This is a genomic window from Pseudomonas sp. 273 (genome assembly GCF_029201425.1).
In the GTDB taxonomy this organism is placed as follows: domain Bacteria; phylum Pseudomonadota; class Gammaproteobacteria; order Pseudomonadales; family Pseudomonadaceae; genus Pseudomonas; species Pseudomonas delhiensis.
The window spans coordinates 4,253,158-4,270,500 of record NZ_CP116775.1 but is presented as its reverse complement, the minus strand read 5'-3'; the positions used below and the strand labels follow the sequence as shown (position 1 = coordinate 4,270,500).

6 protein-coding genes and 2 pseudogenes are annotated in these 17,343 nt (G+C 68.5%); 5 read left to right on the top strand and 3 right to left on the bottom strand.

Annotated features, from left to right (window positions below):
• The first annotated feature begins 351 nt into the window (after positions 1–351).
• From PKO50_RS19435 to PKO50_RS19420, 4 genes and pseudogenes are all read left to right on the top strand, one after another.
• On the top strand, positions 352–1,761 hold the full coding sequence (locus PKO50_RS19435; RefSeq protein ID WP_109935124.1) for a circularly permuted type 2 ATP-grasp protein: 1,410 nt from the start codon (positions 352–354) through the stop codon (positions 1,759–1,761).
• 1 nt (position 1,762) lies between these two features.
• Positions 1,763–2,713: an alpha-E domain-containing protein gene (locus PKO50_RS19430; RefSeq protein WP_089391910.1), complete on the top strand. Its 951-nt coding sequence runs from the start codon at positions 1,763–1,765 to the stop codon at positions 2,711–2,713.
• Positions 2,710–3,506, top strand: a pseudogene (locus PKO50_RS19425) (transglutaminase family protein). Before PKO50_RS19430 ends, PKO50_RS19425 begins: the two are co-directional and overlap by 4 nt.
• A 70-nt stretch (positions 3,507–3,576) precedes the next feature.
• On the top strand, positions 3,577–4,311 hold the full coding sequence (locus PKO50_RS19420; protein ID WP_109935122.1) for a proteasome-type protease: 735 nt from the start codon (positions 3,577–3,579) through the stop codon (positions 4,309–4,311).
• Positions 4,312–4,902: 591 nt separating this feature from the next.
• Here PKO50_RS19420 and PKO50_RS19415 read toward each other — a convergent pair.
• From PKO50_RS19415 to PKO50_RS19405, 3 genes and pseudogenes are all read right to left on the bottom strand, one after another.
• Positions 4,903–6,248: pseudogene (locus PKO50_RS19415) on the bottom strand (HlyD family type I secretion periplasmic adaptor subunit).
• Positions 6,249–6,252: 4 nt separating this feature from the next.
• Complete coding sequence (locus PKO50_RS19410; RefSeq protein ID WP_275630501.1) at positions 6,253–8,415, bottom strand: type I secretion system permease/ATPase; 2,163 nt, start codon at positions 8,413–8,415, stop codon at positions 6,253–6,255.
• A gap of 105 nt (positions 8,416–8,520) precedes the next feature.
• A complete protein-coding gene (locus PKO50_RS19405; RefSeq protein ID WP_275626959.1) occupies positions 8,521–9,879 on the bottom strand; it encodes a TolC family outer membrane protein in 1,359 nt (452 codons plus the stop codon).
• Positions 9,880–10,346: 467 nt separating this feature from the next.
• Between PKO50_RS19405 and PKO50_RS19400 the strand changes: the two genes are divergently transcribed.
• Positions 10,347–17,252, top strand: coding sequence for a retention module-containing protein (locus PKO50_RS19400; protein WP_275626958.1), 6,906 nt, complete (start codon positions 10,347–10,349; stop codon positions 17,250–17,252).
• The last annotated feature ends 91 nt before the right edge of the window (positions 17,253–17,343 follow it).

The window sequence follows — 17,343 nt, the reverse complement described above, 5'->3', positions numbered from 1 at the left end:
TAGGAGCCTCTGCGGCCGTACCGCACCGCGGGCGGGGCACCTGGGCGACAGCATCATGTCATGGCAGATCGACATCTCTGGCAGCCTAGTCGCGCCCTGCGGGGGCTACAAGCCCACGGCCGCCGTTCCGGCTAAGCATAGGCCCAAGTCCGGCGGGCCGGTTGCCGCCGCTGGCCTAGACTGACCCGGTTGGCGCCAAACGGGGCGGTGCCGGCCCGTTGCCCGCGCCGGCTGCACCAAGTTGGCGCACCAGGGCTGGGCGTGTTTTGCAAGTCATTGAAGCAAAAGGCTTTGTTTCGATGGCACGGGGCTTGCGATGGCAAGAGTACTGGTGGCGACAAGGAGTTCGGCATGTCCCGCACTTTCTACGATGAGATGTATGACGCGAATGGCCAGTGCCGGGCGCACTACCGCGAATTCGCCCGCTGGCTGGCGGCGGCACCGCCGGAGACACTGGAGCAGCGCCGGCGCGAGGCCGACCTGCTGTTCCACCGCGCCGGCATCACCTTCACCCTCTATGGCGACGAGCAGGGCACCGAGCGCCTGATCCCGTTCGACACCATCCCGCGCAGCATTCCCATGAGCGAATGGCGCGTGGTGGAGCGCGGCTGCATCCAGCGGGTGCGGGCGCTGAATATGTTCCTCGCCGATCTCTACCACGAGCAGCGCATCATCAAGGCCGGGGTGGTCCCGGCGGAGCAGGTGCTGACCAACGAGGGCTACCAGATCGCCATGCAGGGCCTGGACCTGCACCGCGACCTCTACGCCCATATCGCCGGCGTCGACCTGGTGCGCGACGCCGACGGCAGCTACTACGTGCTGGAGGACAACCTGCGCACCCCCAGCGGCGTGAGCTACATGCTCGAGGACCGCAAGATGATGATGCGGCTGTTCCCCGAGCTGTTCGCCGCGCAGCGCATCGCTCCCATCGACCACTACCCGAACCTGCTGCTGGAGACCCTGCGCAGCTCCAGCCCGCTGGACAACCCCAGCGTGGTGGTGCTGACCCCCGGGCGCTTCAACAGCGCCTACTTCGAGCACGCCTTCCTGGCCCGCGAGATGGGCGTGGAGCTGGTGGAGGGCGCCGACCTGTTCGTCCGCGACGAGCGCGTGTACATGCGCACCACCGCCGGCCCGCGCCCGGTGGACGTGATCTACCGGCGCCTGGACGACGCCTTCCTCGACCCCCTGGCCTTCAACCCCGAGTCGATGCTCGGCGTGCCCGGCCTGCTGGCGGCCTACCGCGCCGGCAACGTGGTGCTGGCCAACGCCATCGGCACCGGGGTGGCCGACGACAAGTCGATCTACCCCTACGTCGGCGACATGGTGCGCTTCTACCTGTCCGAGGAACCCATCCTGAAGAACGTACCCACCTGGCAGTGCCGCAAGCCCCAGGACCTGTCCCACGTGCTGGCGCACCTGCCGGAACTGGTGGTCAAGGAAACCCAGGGCTCCGGCGGCTACGGCATGCTGGTGGGCCCCGCGGCCAGCAACCAGGAGATCGAGGCCTTCCGCGAACGCATCAAGGCCCGCCCGCACGCCTACATCGCCCAGCCGACGCTGTGCCTGTCGACCTGCCCGACCTACGTCGACAGCGGCATCGCCCCGCGGCACATCGACCTGCGGCCCTTCGTGCTGTCCGGCCGCGAGACGCGCCTGGTGCCCGGCGGGCTGACCCGCGTGGCGCTGCGCGAGGGCTCGCTGGTCGTCAATTCGTCACAGGGTGGCGGTACCAAGGACACCTGGGTGGTGGAGGACTGAGATGCTGAGCCGTACCGCAGCCGACCTGTACTGGATGTCCCGCTACCTGGAGCGCGCGGAGAACCTCGCGCGCATGCTCGACGTGAGCTACTCGCTGTCGCTGATGCCGCCGGACGACCGCGGCGGCGGCGCCGACGAGCTGGCCATGCCGCTGCTGATCACCGGCACCATGGACGACTACCTGGAGCGCCACGGGAAGATGCAGCCCGAGCGCATGCTGCACTTCTTCGCCCTCGACGCCGACAACCCGGCGAGCATCTACCGCTGCCTGCAGGCCGCCCGCGGCAACGCCCACGCGGTGCGCGGGCGGATCACCGCGGACATCTGGGAGAACATCAACGCCACCTGGCTGGAGATGCGCAGCATCGCCCAGCAGGGCCTGGGCCGCTACGGCATCAGCCGCTTCTGCGAATGGGTGAAGGAGCGCTCGTACCTGTTCCGCGGCGCCACCTACGGCACCATCATGCGCGGCGAGGCCTCCAGCTTCATCCGCCTGGGCACCTTCATCGAACGCGCCGACAACACCCTGCGCCTGCTCGACGCCCGCTACGAGCTGCTCGGCGAGGAGGCCGAGGAGGTCAGCGACACCTCGGCGCGCGGCTACTACCAGTGGAGCGCGCTGCTGCGCGCGCTGTCGTCCTTCGAAGCCTACAACGAGATCTACCGTGGCTCGCCCGATGCCCGCCACGTGTCCGAACTGCTGCTCCTGCGTGCCGAGGTGCCCCGTTCCCTGCAAGCCTGCGTGGAGGAACTGGACGGCATCCTATCCACCCTGCCCGGCGACAACGGCCGGCCGGCGCAGCGCCTGGCCGCCGAGCTGGCCGCGCGCCTGCGCTACACGGCGATCGACGAGATCCTCGGCGACGGCCTGCACGCCTGGCTCACCGACTTCATCCTGCTGGTCCGCCAACTGGCCCGGGCAATCCACAGTTCCTATCTGGAGGCCGTATGAAACTCGCCATCAGCCACGACACCACCTACCGCTACGACGACCCGGTGCGCGCCAGCATCCAGTACCTGCGCCTGACGCCCCAGGAAAGCGAGCGCCAGCACGTGCTCAGCTGGGAGCTCACGCTGCCGCGCCCGGCCCGCGCCCAGCGCGACCCCTACGGCAACGTGCTGCACGTGCTGAGCATCGACGAACCCCACGAGGCCGTGGTGATCCGCGCCCGCGGCCTGGTGGAGATCGACGAGAGCCGCGAGGCCGAGCACGACGCCCAGTCGCCGCTGCCGTTCCTGCGCCACACCCGCCTGACCACCCCGACGACGCCCTGCGCGCCTTCGCCCTGGCGCAGTGCGGCGAGGCCCGCGACCGCGCGGCGCTGATCAGGCTGATGCACGCCCTGCACGCGCAGATGCCGTTCCAGCCGGGCTCCACCGGGGTGGAAAGCACCGCCGCCGAGGCCTTCGCCGGTGGCGCCGGGGTCTGCCAGGACCACACCCATGCCTTCCTCGCCTGCGCGCGCAGCCTGGGCATCCCGGCGCGCTTCGTCTCCGGCTACCTGTACCGCGGCAGCGACCAGGACCTGGCCAACCACGCCTGGGCCGAGGCCTGGCTGGACGATGCCTGGTACAGCTTCGACGTGACCAACGAACTGGCGCGCCCGGAGCGCCACCTGAAGCTGGCGGTGGGCCTGGACTACCTGGACGCCTGCCCGGTGCGCGGCATGCGCCGCGGCAGCGGCCTGGGCGAGCAGATGCACGCGCGGGTGGTGGTGGCGCCGCTGCTGCGCGGCCAGCAGTGAGCCCGACGGGGCAGGGCGAAGGCGCCCGGTGGTCTAGTATTCCCCGGGCACCCCAGAAGAAGGCCATCCCATGACCTATTGCGTAGCCATGTGCCTGGACGAGGGCCTGGTGTTCGCCTCGGACTCGCGGACCAACGCCGGCATCGACCACATCGCCACCTTCCGCAAGCTGTTCACCTTCGGCGTGCCCGGCGAGCGCCTGATCGTGCTGCAGAGCGCCGGCAACCTGGCCACCTCGCAGTCGGTGGTGAACCTGCTGAAGCAACGCCTGGGCGACGCCGCCCAGGCCAACCTGCACAGCGTGCCGACCCTCTACGAGGCCACCGCCCTGGTGGCCGCCACCGTGCGCGAGGTGGTGGCCCGCGACGCCGCGCCCCTGGCCGGCAACACCGACCTGAGCTGCTCCTTCCTGGTCGGCGGGCAGATCGCCGGCGGCCCGCCGGAGCTGTACAGCATCTACCCCCAGGGCAACTTCATCCAGGCCACGGAAGACACGCCCTTCCTGCAGCTGGGCGAGAGCAAGTACGGCAAGCCGATCCTCGACCGCAACCTGGAATTCACCACCAGCCTGGCCGAAGGCCTGCGCTGCGCGCTGGTGTCCTTCGACTCGACCATCCGCAGCAACCTCTCGGTGGGCATGCCGCTGGACCTGCTGGTGTACCACCGCGACAGCCTGATCGTCCCGGCGGGCTACCGGGTGACGGAGGAGGACGCCTACTACGCGAGCATCCGCAAGCAGTGGTCGGCGGGGCTGCACGAGCTGCTGGCGCAACTGCCGGCGCCGCCGCCGGAGTACAACATCTAGCGGGGGAGGGCTGTGCCACCGGAGGGTTTGGTGTGGCGGGGGGCAATCGCGGACGGAGTCCGCTCCTACGTCCGTGCTTCCTGGAACCGTAGGCGCGGACTTTGTCCGCGATTCGGCGGATAACGCCGTAGGCGTTATGCGCCCTACGTGGGAACCCGGGAGCTTCGTGGTTTCGCGCCACACCGAACGGTCCCCTCTCCCGCTTGCGGGGGAGGGTTAGGGAGGGGGAGCGGAGTCAGGGTTGGCAGAAGTGCCAGAGCGAAGTCCGTCCCCTCTCCCCAACCTTCTCCCTGAAGGGAGAGGGGGCTGTCCCGAGCTGTCGGATAACGCAGAGTCAGCCGGCAAACTCGTAGGGCGAATAACCGTTCGCGGTTATCCGCCGTTGGCCGTGCCACCGGGCGTCCGGCGTGGCCGGTGAATCCAATCGCGGACGGAGTCCACTCCTACGACCGTGCTTCCTGGAACCGTAGGAGCAACTGTCTTGCAGCCTGCGCCGAGATGCTCTTCGTAGGAGCGAGCTTGCTCGCGAACAAACGCGGTGCCATGCGGTTCGCGAGCAAGCTCGCTCCTACGAAGAGCAAAAGCACCCCCTCACCGCTCCCGCAACGCCTCCCAGCGCGCCTTGAGCACCGGCTTGAGCAGGTAGTCCAGCACGCTCTTCTCGCCGGTGATGATGTCCACCGTCGCCACCATCCCGGGGATGATCAGCAGCGGCTTGTTGTCCGGGCCCAGGTGGTTCTTGTCGGTGCGCACCTGGATCAGGTAGAAGGCGTTGCCCTTGTCGTCGGTGATGGTGTCGGCGCTGATCATCTCCAGCTTGGCCTTCAGGCCGCCGTAGATGGTGTAGTCGTAGGCGCTGAACTTCACCGTGGCCGGCTGGCCGGGGTGGAGGAAGGCGACGTCCTGCGGGCGGATCTTCGCTTCCACCAGCAGGTTGTCCTCCAGCGGGACGATTTCCACCATGTCGCTGCCCGGCTGCACCACGCCGCCGATGGTGTTGATCTTCAGCTGCTTGACGATGCCGCGCACCGGCGACACCACGGTGGTGCGGCTGACCTTGTCGTCGATGGCGCGGCTGGTGGCGGTGAGCTTGTTCAGCTCGGTGCGGGCCTCGTTGAGGTCCTTCAGGGCGTCGGTGCGGAAGCCCTGGCGCGACTCGTCGATCTTCCGCGAGATTTCCTGCATGGCCGCCTCGGCGCGGGGGATGGCCAGGGTGGTGGCGTTCAGCTCGCCGTTGATCTCCACCACGCTGCGGCGCAGGCGCAGCAGTTCCACCGGGGAGATGGCGCCGCTCTTGACCAGCGGCGTCGACATGTTCAGCTCCTGCTGCACCAGGCCGAGGCTGGAGCGGTACTGCTGGGCCTTGGCGCGGAACTCCTGCAGTTCCTGGGTCTTCTGCCGCAGCTGTTCCTGGAGGATGCTCACCTCGCTGGCCTGGCGCGCCTGGCGGCTGTGGTAGAGCTGCAGCTGGTCGTCGACCACCTGCGGCGCGGTCTGCTTCAGGGGGCGGAGAAGGCCGGCTCGCGGCCCTCGGCCTCGGCGCTCAGGCGTTCCACCCGGGCCTCCAGGGCGTTGCGGTCGGCCTCGGTCTCGCCCTTGTTGGAGGCGAAGCGGGTGTCGTCCAGGCGCAGCAGGGTCTGGCCCTTGTCCACCACCTGGCCTTCGTGGACGAAGATTTCCGAGACGATGCCGCCCTCCAGATTCTGGATGGTCTGCACCTTGCTGGAGGGGATCGCCTTGCCTTCGCCCTTGGTGACTTCCTCCAGGTGCGCGTAGTGCGCCCAGGCCAGCGCGCAGACCAGCAGCGCGAGCACCGCCCAGAGGGTGATGCGCGCGGCCAGCGGCGAGTCCTCCAGCACCGTGCCCTGGACCTCGGGCATGAACTCGGTGTCGCTGCGTGCGCCCAGGTAGCCCGGCGCCGGTTGCATGCTGCTCATGGCTTCACCCCGCTGCCGGGCCGACGTGGCCCTTGCGCAATGCCTCGATCACCGCGTCCTTCGGCCCGTCGGCGACGATGCGCCCGGCGTCGAGGACGATCAGCCGGTCCACCAGCGCGAGCATCGAGGTGCGGTGGGTGACCAGCAGCAGCGTCTTGTCCGCGCAGCACGCCTGCAGGCGCCGGCGCAGGGCTTCCTCGCTGCTGTTGTCCATGGCGCTGGTGGGTTCGTCCAGCACCAGGATCGGCGGGTCCAGCAGCAGCGCGCGGGCCATCAGCACGGCCTGGCGCTGGCCGCCGGACAGCAGCTGGCCGCGCTCGCCCACCGGGCGGTCGAAGCCGGCCGGGTGCTGCCGGGCCAGTTCGCTGACGCCGGTCAGCTCGGCCACCTCCAGCATGCGCGCGTCACTGACGTAGCGGGCGCCGAGGGTCAGATTGTCGCGCAGGCTGCCGGCCAGCAGCGGCAGGTCGTGGGCCACGTAGCCCACCTGCTGGCGCAGGTCGGCCACGTCGATCTGCCGCAGGTCCAGGCCGTCGAGCAGGATCTGCCCCTGGTCCGGCTGGTAGAAGCCCAGCAGCAGGCGCGCCAGGGTGCTCTTGCCCGAGCCGCTGCGGCCGATCAGCCCGACCTTCTCGCCGGCGGCCAGGCGCAGGCCGATCTGGCTCAGCGCCGGGGCGTTCTGCTCGGGGTAGCGGAATTCCACCTGGCGCATCTCCAGCGCGCCGTGCAGCTGGGTGCGCTCCAGCGGGCGCTGGCTCGCCTGGCGTTCCTGGGGCAGGGCCATGAGCGCGTCGGTGCTCTTCATGGTCAGGCGCGCCTGCTGGTGGCGGGTGATCAGCCCGGCGATCTGCCCCAGCGGCGCCAGTACCCGGCTGTTGAGCATGTAGCAGGCGACCAGGGCGCCGACGCTGAGCTGGCCGTCGAGGATGGCGTAGACGCCGCAGACGATCATGGCCATGCCGGCGAACTGCTGGACGAACAGGGTGCCGTTGGTGGCCAGGGTGGCGAGGAAGCGGGCGTGGTTGTCCAGGCGGGTGAGGGCGCCGTGGGTGGCTTCCCAGCGGTACTGCCGCTCGCTCTCGGCGCCGCACGCCTTGAGCGTCTCCAGGCCGCCGAGGGTCTCGATCAGCAGGGCCTGGCGCTCGGCGCCGAGGGTCAGGCTCTTCTGCACGGTGTCGCGCAGGCGCACCTGGATCAGGTAGGCGAAGCCGATGGTCAGCGGGAAGGCCAGCAGCGGCACCGCCACCAGGCTGCCGCCGAGCAGGCCGATGACCAGGATCATCAGCAGCGAGAAGGGCAGGTCGATCAGGCTGGTGAGGGTCAGCGCGGTGAGGAATTCGCGCAGGCCCTGGAAGTCGTGGATGCTCTGGGCGAAGCCGCCGACCGTGGCCGGGCGGTACTTCATGGCCATGCCGGTGATGCGCTCGAAGAGGGTGGCCGAGAGCACCACGTCGGTCTTCTTCCCGGCCATGTCCAGCAGGTGCGAGCGCAGCACCCGCAGCAGCAGTTCGAAGAGGGTGCCTAGCAGCAGCCCGCTGGCCAGCACCCAGAGGGTGGAGACGGCCTGGTTGGGCACCACGCGGTCGTAGGTCTGCATGACGAACAGCGGCACCAGCATGCTCAGCAGGTTGATCAGCAGGCTGGCCACCAGGGCGTCGGTGTACAGCCAGCGCGACAGCCTGAGGGTGTCGCGGAACCAGGCCTCCACCCGCGGCACCAGCGGCTGGCGCGCCGCCTCCAGTTCATGGCGCGGGCGGGCGAACAGGGCCAGGCCGCTGTATTGCGCGGCCAGTTCCTCGGTGCTGACCCACTGCTCGCCGCCCTCGGTCTCGCAGGGCAGGATCAGCGCCTGGCCGTCCGCGCCCCACTGGCGCAGCACCGCGCTGCGCCCGCCGTCGAGCAGCAGCAGGACCGGCAGGTTCAGCGCCGGTATGGCCTTCAGCTCGCGGCGCAGCAGGCGCCCCTGCAGGCCGGCGCGGGCCGCGGCGCGGGGCAGCAGCTCGGCGTTCAGGCGTTGCTGCGGCAGCGGCAGGCCGGCGCTCAGGCTGGTGCGGCTGACCGGGCAGCCGTGCAGGCGGCAGAGGATCAGCAGGCCGTCGAGCAGGGGGTCGTCGTGGCTCAGCCGGGGATCGTCCGCGGCGGGGCTGCCGCGCTCCTGGATGATCATGGTCACGCTACTTCTCCCGGGCTTCTTCGAGCCCCGTGCGGGCCGCCGCGCCCCGCAAACGCCGCCGGCCGGCGGGGCCGGCGTCGGGCGGGGGCGGGCAGGGCCTCATTTCATGTCGGGCAGGCGTGTTTCGGTCTTCACGTCGGACAGCGCCACGCCCTCGTGGGGCGGCACTACGTTCTGCGAGCGCAGCAGGGCGCCCATGGCGGCCAGCACCCGGTAGCGCGAGTACTCTTCGGTGTAGCGCACCTGGGTGTAGCGGCGGTTGGCAGTGAAGAGTTCGTTCTCGCTGTCCAGCAGGTCGAGCAGCGTGCGCTGGCCCAGGGTGAACTGCTGCTGGTAGGCCTCGCGGACCTTGCGGGTGTAGTCGGCGTACTCGCGCGCCGGGCCGGTCTGCTTGGTGGCGTTCTCCATGGCGTCCCAGGCCAGCGAGAGGTTCTCGTTGAGCAGGCGCAGGGCGTTGTCGCGGATGTCCTTGGCCTCGTCGATCTGGTGTGAGGTGGCGCCGAGGCGGTTCTTGTCGCGCATGCCGTTGAACAGGTTGTAGCGCATCACCACCTGGGCTTCCCAGTCGTTGTAGTGGCCCACTTCGCCGTCGACGTTGTTGTTCGCCGCCTTCGACAGTTCCAGGTCGAAGCGCGGGTAGAAGGGTGCCTTGGCCGCCTCGTACTGCTTCTCGGCGGCGTTGACGTCGGACTGGGCCGACTTGAGCAGCGGGTTGTTGCTCAGCACTTCCTGGCGCGCCTGGTTGATGCTGGCGGGCACCAGGGCCTTGACGGTGGAGGGCGTCTCCAGCTCGTCCGGCTGCTTGCCCACGGCGCTGTAGAAGTTGGCCTCGGCGTCGCGCAGGTCGACTTCCTCGGTGTAGAGGTTGTTCTGCGCCAGGGCCAGGCGCGCGGTGGCCTGGTCGTTGTCGGCGGTGCTGCCGACGCCCTGCTGGCTGCGTAGGTGGATCTGGTCGCCGATGCGCTGGTGGGCCTGCAGGTTGTTGCGCGCCAGGGTCACCATCTCGCGGTGCTGCAGCACGCTGAGGTAGACCTCGACGGTGCGCAGCGCGGCGTTTTCCGAGGTGCCCAGGACGCGGAACGCCTTGGAATTGACGTTGGCCTCGTTGCGCGCCACCTCGTTGGGCGTGCCGAAGCCGTCGAACAGCATCTGCTGCAGGCGGATCTCGGCGTCGCCGCGGTTGAGCGTCTCCTTGTTGTGGTTGCCTTCCTGACGGGTAGAGGGGCTATCGACGCCTTCGCGGCCGTAACCCAGCAGCAGATCGACGGTGGGCAGGTAGCCGCCGCGGGCGATCTTCAGTTCCTGGTCTGCGGTCAGCCGGCTGTTCATGCTCTGGCTGATCTCCGGGTGATATTGCAGGGTGCTCTGTATGGCTTGGGTCAGGCTCATCGCGTGGGCTTGAGCGCAGGTGGCCGCCAGAAATACACCGCTCCATAGCGTCGCGTTACGACTGCGCATGGCGTTCTCCTGGTGTTCTCGACTTCGATGCTCTTTCAATTCGCCAAAAACTTGGCTTATTTTTGATATCAAGCGTTTCACGCCTGTAACATCAGAGCTAAGAACAACTTTTCGAGAAGCTCAGAAGAATTTTTCACATCCCATATTCAGAAAAAATCTTATGCCACCTATGAAAACCGGCACATTGTAAAACCCGCAAACCCTGATTTTTCTTGGCTATGGGGACGAATAGGGCTTGCAGATACAGCCATGTACGTTTCAGGCGGCTAGGGCGGGGCGTTCCGCGAAGTGTCGAAGCAAGCGTGGTCAAAAAAATGGCGGATTCATCCGCTGGCTTTTTGATGCCAAAGCGCCTCCAGGCTTCAGCTTCCCTCTACGCATCACTGCGCGCCATCGACGGCATGGCCAACTCGGAGGTCTTGGGTGCCGCCGGAGGCGGCGCCGGGCGGTGAGCGGAGGATGCAGTCATGGCCAGCTTGGTAGGTATCGTCAGCAAGGCGGTGGGCGAGGTCTTCGCCGTGGCCGCGGATGGTTCGCGTCGCATCCTGCACCAGGGCGACAAGCTGTTCGTCGGCGAACAACTGGTGACCGGGCACGAAGGTGCCGTGGCCGTGGCGATCGCCGGTGGCGGCGAGCTCACCCTGGGGCGCGACAGTTCGATGCCGATGAGCAGCCAACTGGTCGCCGCCGCCCACCACCAGTACGCGGACAGCGCGCCGGCGCAGGCCCCGGCCACGCCCAGCCAGCAGGACCTCACCGACGTCAAGGCGCTGCAGGCGGCCATCGCCGCCGGGCAGGACCCGAGCCAGGTCGCCGAGGCCACCGCGGCCGGTCCGTCGTTCTCCGCCGGCGGCAACGCCAAGGCCGGCGGCGGGCACTCCTTCGTGCTGCTGACCGAGACCGGCGGCCGCGTCGATCCGGACATCGGCTTCCCCACCGGGCCCCTGGCCAGCGGCCCGCTGTTCCCGCGGCTGTTCGACGGCGTGCCCAGCCCCGAGCAGGCCCAGGCGGCGCCCCCGCCCGAGCCGCCGACACCACCGGAACCGCCGGCGCCACCCGTCGATGGCGTGCCGAGCGCGGGCAACGCCGCCACCGTGGTGGATGAGGACGGCCTGCCCGGCGGCATCCAGGGCAACGACGACCTGCCCGGCGTGGGCGCCAGCGCTTCCGGCAGCCTGGGCTACAGCTTCGGCCCCGATGGCCCCGGGAGCTTCGCCTGGGGCACCACCGGCCTGCCGGCGCTGACCTCCGGCGGCGTGGCCCTGAGCTACAGCGTGAGCCCCGACGGCCACGTGCTGACCGCCTCGGCCAATGGCCAGACGGTCTTCACCCTGACCCTCACCAGCCTCGCCAACGGCACCTACGAACTGGTCCTGCAGCAGCCGCTGGACCACCCGCAGCACGGCGTCGAGGACGACATCGCCCTCAACGTCCCCTACACCCTGACCGACGGCAACGGCACGCCCGCCAGCGGCAGCCTGGCCATCCTCGTCAACGACGACAGCCCCACCGCCGGCCTGGCCCTGGGCGGCGAGGCGCCGAGCCTGCTCAGCCATGACGAGGGCACCCGCGGCGGCGCCTCCGAGAGCGTCTCGGCGGACTTCGCCAGCGCCTTCAAGGCCACCCTGGCCTATGGCGCCGACGGCGCCGGCAGCGTGGCCTGGCACTACAGCCTGAACGTCACCAGCCAGGGCGAGGCCTCGGGGCTCAGCAGCGGCGGCCAGGGCATCCACCTCTACCTGATCGGCGGCGTGGTGGTGGGCTCCACGGCCGCCAGCGCCGGCGCGGTGAGCGGCGCCAACACCGTCTTCACCCTGGCGGTGGACGCCGCCAGCGGCAAGGTCACCCTGACCCAGTACGCCGCCATCGACCACGCCCTGCCGGGCGACACCAGCGGCTTCGACAGCCAGCACGTCTCCCTCGGCAACGACCTGGTGCAGCTGCAGGGCAGCGTCACCATCACCGACCGCGACGGCGACCCGGCCAGCGCCAGCCAGAACCTGGACCTGGGCGGCCGGATCGGCTTCGCCGACGACGGGCCGAGCATCGGCATCGGCGCCAGCACCGCGCAGCTCGGCAGCCTGGTGACCCAGGACGCCGACACCCTCGGCAGCAACTTCGACACCGCCACCACCAGCTTCGCCGCGGCCTTCGCCATCACCTCGCAGAACGCCGGCGCCGACGGCCCGGCCACGGTGAGCTGGAGCTATGCGCTGAAACTGGACGTGGCCGAGGGCACTCAGTCAGGCCTGAACAGCGCCGGGCAGAAAATCTACCTGTACGAGCAGAACGGCCAGATCATCGGCAGCACCGCCAGCAGCGAAGACGGAGTGGATTCCAGCAATACCATCTTCAGCCTGAAGGTCGACGGCAGCGGCAACGTCACCCTGACCCAGTACGCCGAGATCGACCATGCGCTGCCGGGTTCGACCAGCGACTACGCGGCGCAACAGGCGCCCCTGGGGACCGGCCTGGTGAGCCTGCAGGCCACCGCCACCATCACCGATTACGACGGCGACAAGGCCTCGTCCAGCGCCAGCATCGACCTGGGCGGCAAGGTGGCCTTCGATGACGACGGCCCGAGCATCAGCGTAGGCCTCAGTGGCAATGCCCCGGTGCTGCTGCATACCCAGGATGCGGACACTATCGGCAGTAACTTCGACACTGCGACCACCAGCTTCGCCGCAGCTTTCGCCATCACCTCGCAAAGCGCCGGCGCCGATACCCCGGCCTCTGTGAGCTGGAGTTACGCGCTGAAACTGGACGTGGCCGAGGGCACCCAGTCAGGCCTGAACAGCACCGGACAGAAGATTTATCTGTACGAGCAGAACGGCCAGATCATCGGCAGCACCGCCAGCAGTGAAGGCGGGGTGAACGCCAGCAATACCATTTTCAGTCTCAAAGTGGATGGCAGCGGCAACGTCACCCTCACGCAGTTCGCCGAGATCGATCACGCACTGCCCGGCGCCACCAGCAACTATGCTGCGCAGCAGGCTTTCCTCGGCACCGGTCTGGTGAGCCTGGACGCTACCGCCACCATCACCGACTACGATGGTGACAAGGCCAGCTCCACGGCGTCCCTGGACCTGGGCAACAAGGTCGCCTTCGACGACGACGGCCCCTCCATCTGTATTGACCTGAGCGGCAAAGCCCCGGTGTTGCTGCATACACAGGACGCGGACACTATCGGCAGCAACTTCGACACTGCGACCACCAGCTTCGCCGCCGCCTTCGCCATTACCTCGCAGAGCGCCGGTGCTGATACGCCGGCTTCGGTGAGCTGGAGCTATGCGCTGAAACTGGACGTGGCCGAGGGCACCCAGTCAGGCCTGAACAGCACCGGGCAGAAGATCTACCTGTACGAGCAGAACGGCCAGATCGTTGGCAGCACCGCCAGCAGTGAAGGTGGTGTGAACGCCAGCAACACCATTTTCAGTCTCAAAGTGGACGGCAGCGGCAACGTCACCCTCACGCAGTTCGCCGAGATCGACCACGCGCTGCCGGGCGCCACCGGCAACTATGCCGCGCAGCAGGCTTTCCTCGGCACCGGCCTGGTGAGCCTGGACGCTACCGCCACCATTACTGACTACGACGGCGACAAGGCCTCGTCCAGCGCCAGCATCGACCTGGGCGGCAAGGTGGCCTTCGACGACGACGGCCCCTCCATCTGCATCGACCTGAGCGGCAAAGCTCCGGTGCTGCTGCATACACAGGACGCGGACACTATCGGCAGCAACTTCGACACTGCGACCACCAGCTTCGCCGCCGCCTTCGCCATCACCTCGCAAAGCGCCGGCGCCGATACCCCGGCCTCGGTGAGCTGGAGCTATGCGCTGAAACTGGACGTGGCCGAAGGCACTCAGTCAGGCCTGAACAGCACCGGACAGAAGATCTACCTGTACGAGCAGAACGGCCAGATCATCGGCAGTACCGCCAGCAGTGAAGGCGGGGTAAACGCCAGCAACACCATCTTCAGCCTGAAGGTGGATGGCAGCGGCAACGTCACCCTGACGCAATACGCCGAGATCGATCACGCACTGCCCGGCGCCACCGGCAACTATGCTGCGCAGCAGGCTTTCCTCGGCACCGGCCTGGTGAGCCTGGACGCTACCGCGACCATCGCCGACTACGATGGCGACAAGGCCAGCTCCACGGCCTCCCTCGACCTGGGCAACAAGGTGGCCTTCGCCGACGACGGCCCGTCCATCAGCGTTGGCCTGGGTGGCCAGGCGGTGGTGGTGCAGACCCAGGATGCCGACACCATTGGCGCGAACTTCGACACCGCCAGCGGCGACTTCACCGGCGCCTTCGTCATCACCTCGCAGAGTGCCGGCGCCGACGCCCCGGCCTCCGCGGTGAGCTGGAGCTACAGCCTCAAGCTGCTGGCCGGGCAGGGCGCCGACAGCGGGCTGAGCAGCGGCAACGCGAGCATCCACCTGTACGACGTCGGCGGCAAGATCGTCGGCAGCACCGCCACCAGCCTGCAGGGCGTGACCGCGGCCAACACCGTGTTCGACCTGCGCCTGGACGGTAACAGCGGCAAGGTGATCCTCACCCAGTACTCGGCCATCCAGCACGACGGGCCGGGGGCTTCCGGCAACTACGACAGCCAGGTGGCCTGGCTGAAGACCGGTCTGGTCGGCCTGGAAGGCACCGCCAGCATCACCGACTACGATGGCGACAAGGCCAGCAGCAGCCAGACCCTCGACCTGGGCAACAAGATCGGCTTCGCCGACGACGGCCCCACCGCGGTGGACGACCGTCCGCCGTGCCTGCTGGTGCAGCCGCCGCCGGCGGTCAACCTGACCCTGGTGCTCGACGTCTCCGGCAGCATGCAGGGCAGCAAGCTGGCGCAGGCCAAGGCCGCGCTGATCAACATGCTGCACGAGTACGCGTCCATGGGCCTGCTGGTCCAGGTCTCGCTGATCAGCTTCGCCTCCTCGGCCAGCGCCGCCAGCCACTACAGCTTCGACGACGCCGGCGATAGTGGCTACACCAGCCTGGTGAACGCCATCAACAACCTGCAGGCCGGCGGCAACACCAACTACCAGGCCGCCCTGGAGCGCGCCCAGACCAGCATCGGCGCCGACCTGAACGCGCCGGGGGCCGACCCCTCGGCCATCAACCGGGTGTACTTCATCTCCGACGGCGAGCCCACCACGGGTAGCACCAACACCGCGCTGGACAACTGGCAGAACTTCCTCGCCGCGCACAACGGCACCAGTAACAACGTCGAGGCCTTCGCCGTCGGCGTCGGCACCTCCATCACCGACCAGGACCTGGTGCGGGTGGACAGCCATGGCACGCCGGTCATCGTCACCGACCCCGGCGACCTCGGCGCCACCCTGGTCAACCTCAGCCACCTCGACGCGGTCAGCGGCAACCTGCTGGCCAACGACCTGCCGGCCAGCGCCGACGGCACCGTGCGCATCACCCAGGTGAGCATCGGCGGCGAGACCTTCGCGGTGGATGCCAACGGCAACCTCACCAACCTCGACCCCAATGCCAGCCACGCCACCGGCAGCTACAACGCCAGCAGCGGCCTGCTGACCATCAGCACCGACAGCGGCACCCTGACGCTGTACCTGAAGGACGGCGGCGGCCACCACATGGGCGACTACACCTATGCGGTCAAGGCCGGGGTGAGCTTCCCGGAAAGCGGGCAGATCAGCGAGTCGTTCCAGTACACCATCGTCGATGGCGACGGCGACACCGCCACGGCCAACCTCGACATCTGCCTGAAATACGGCGCGCCCATCCTGGTGGTGGGCAGCAACGCCAGCGACGTCGACGGCTCCACCACCACCCACACCGTGCCCAGCCCGCTCGGGCCGGACCATGGCACCATCGCCGGCAGCTTCGGCAACGACGTGCTGATCGGCGACGTGGGCGGGGTGAGCACCACCACGGTGCCGGGCAAGAACTACAACATCGCGCTGATCATCGATACCTCCGGCAGCATGGCCGATGCCTCGGGGACCGCCGGGCTCAGCCGCATGGCCCTGGCCAAGGCAGCGCTGATCAACCTGCTGAACCAGATCAAGGGGCACGACGGCACCATCAACCTGGCCCTGGTGTCCTTCGCCGACGGCTCGACCCTGACCCAGGTGCACGGCCTTAACAGCACCAACGTCGCCACCCTGATCAGCGCCATCAACAGCCTCGGCGCCGTGGGCGGGACCAACTACGAGGCGGCGCTGAAGTCCACCGTCGACTGGTTCAACGCCACCGTGGCCGGGGGCGCCAACGCGGCCCACGACTACATCAACCTGGCGTTCTTCCTCACCGACGGCAACCCGACCACCTACATCGGCGACAGCAGCAACAGCGGCACCGTCACCAACTACCACGACATCAAGGACGCGCTGGACGTCGCCAACAGCATGCTCAACGGCGGCGGAGTGCTCAGCGGCAGCGACCATGTGTCGGTGAACGCCATCGGCATCGGCGACGGCATCAACAGCGGCATCCTGCAGTTCTTCGACAACACCAGCACCACGGGCACCGCCACCCTGCATTTCACCGGCAACACCCCGGACCTCACCGCCAACGTCGGCCAGCCGCAGGTCATCAATACCGCCGAACAGCTGCAGACCGCGTTGCAGGAAGGCTTCACCAACAGCTCGCCGCAGGCGGTGGGCCACGACCACCTGGTGGGCGGCGACGGCAACGACATCCTCTTCGGCGACGTGATCAACACCGACGCCCTGAGCTGGACCGGGCATGCCGCCGGCACCCACAACGGCGCCGGCTACCAGGGCCTGGTGGACTACCTGAGCGCCGCCAACGGCGGCGCCGCGCCGTCCCAGAGCCAGCTGACCAACTACATCGTCGCCCACGCCTACGAGCTCAACGTCGCCGGCGATACCCGCGGCGGCAACGACACCCTCGAAGGCGGCAAGGGCGACGACCTGCTGTTCGGCCAGGGCGGCAACGACACCCTGCTCGGCGGCGACGGCAACGACATCCTGTTCGGCGGCATGGGCGACGACATCCTCACCGGCGGCGCCGGCGCCGACCAGTTCGTCTGGCAGAAGGGCGAGACCGGGCATGACGTGATCAAGGACTTCAACATCGGCGAGGGCGACTCGCTGAACCTGGCCGACCTGCTGCAGGGCGAGCACGCCACCGCCGATTCGCTGGCGCAGTACCTGACCTTCTCGGTCAACGCCACCACCGCGACCACCACCATCTCGGTGAACCCCACGGGCGCGACGGGGGGCGCGACCACCCAGACCATCGACCTGGTCAACGTCGACCTGGTGGCGAAGTACGCCGGCCACAGCGGCGGCGCCATCGTCTCCAGCGGCGACACCCACACGGTGCTCAATGGCCTGCTGACCGACCACGCGGTGAAGGTGGACACCGTCTGACCGCGCCGCAAGGGCGCCCGCGACCGCCGCCCCAGGGCGGCGGTCGCGTATCCGCTGGGGGATGGCTGCGCATATCCGCGATGAATGATCG

What these genes read in the sequence shown, in the direction of transcription:
- PKO50_RS19435 (WP_109935124.1), top strand. Translation starts at nt 352, where the DNA reads ATGTCCCGCACTTTCTACGATGAGATGTATGACGCGAATGGCCAGTGC.
- PKO50_RS19430 (WP_089391910.1), top strand. Translation starts at nt 1,763, where the DNA reads ATGCTGAGCCGTACCGCAGCCGACCTGTACTGGATGTCCCGCTACCTG.
- PKO50_RS19420 (WP_109935122.1), top strand. Translation starts at nt 3,577, where the DNA reads ATGACCTATTGCGTAGCCATGTGCCTGGACGAGGGCCTGGTGTTCGCC.
- PKO50_RS19410 (WP_275630501.1), bottom strand. Translation starts at nt 8,415, where the DNA reads ATGATCATCCAGGAGCGCGGCAGCCCCGCCGCGGACGATCCCCGGCTG.
- PKO50_RS19405 (WP_275626959.1), bottom strand. Translation starts at nt 9,879, where the DNA reads ATGCGCAGTCGTAACGCGACGCTATGGAGCGGTGTATTTCTGGCGGCC.
- PKO50_RS19400 (WP_275626958.1), top strand. Translation starts at nt 10,347, where the DNA reads ATGGCCAGCTTGGTAGGTATCGTCAGCAAGGCGGTGGGCGAGGTCTTC.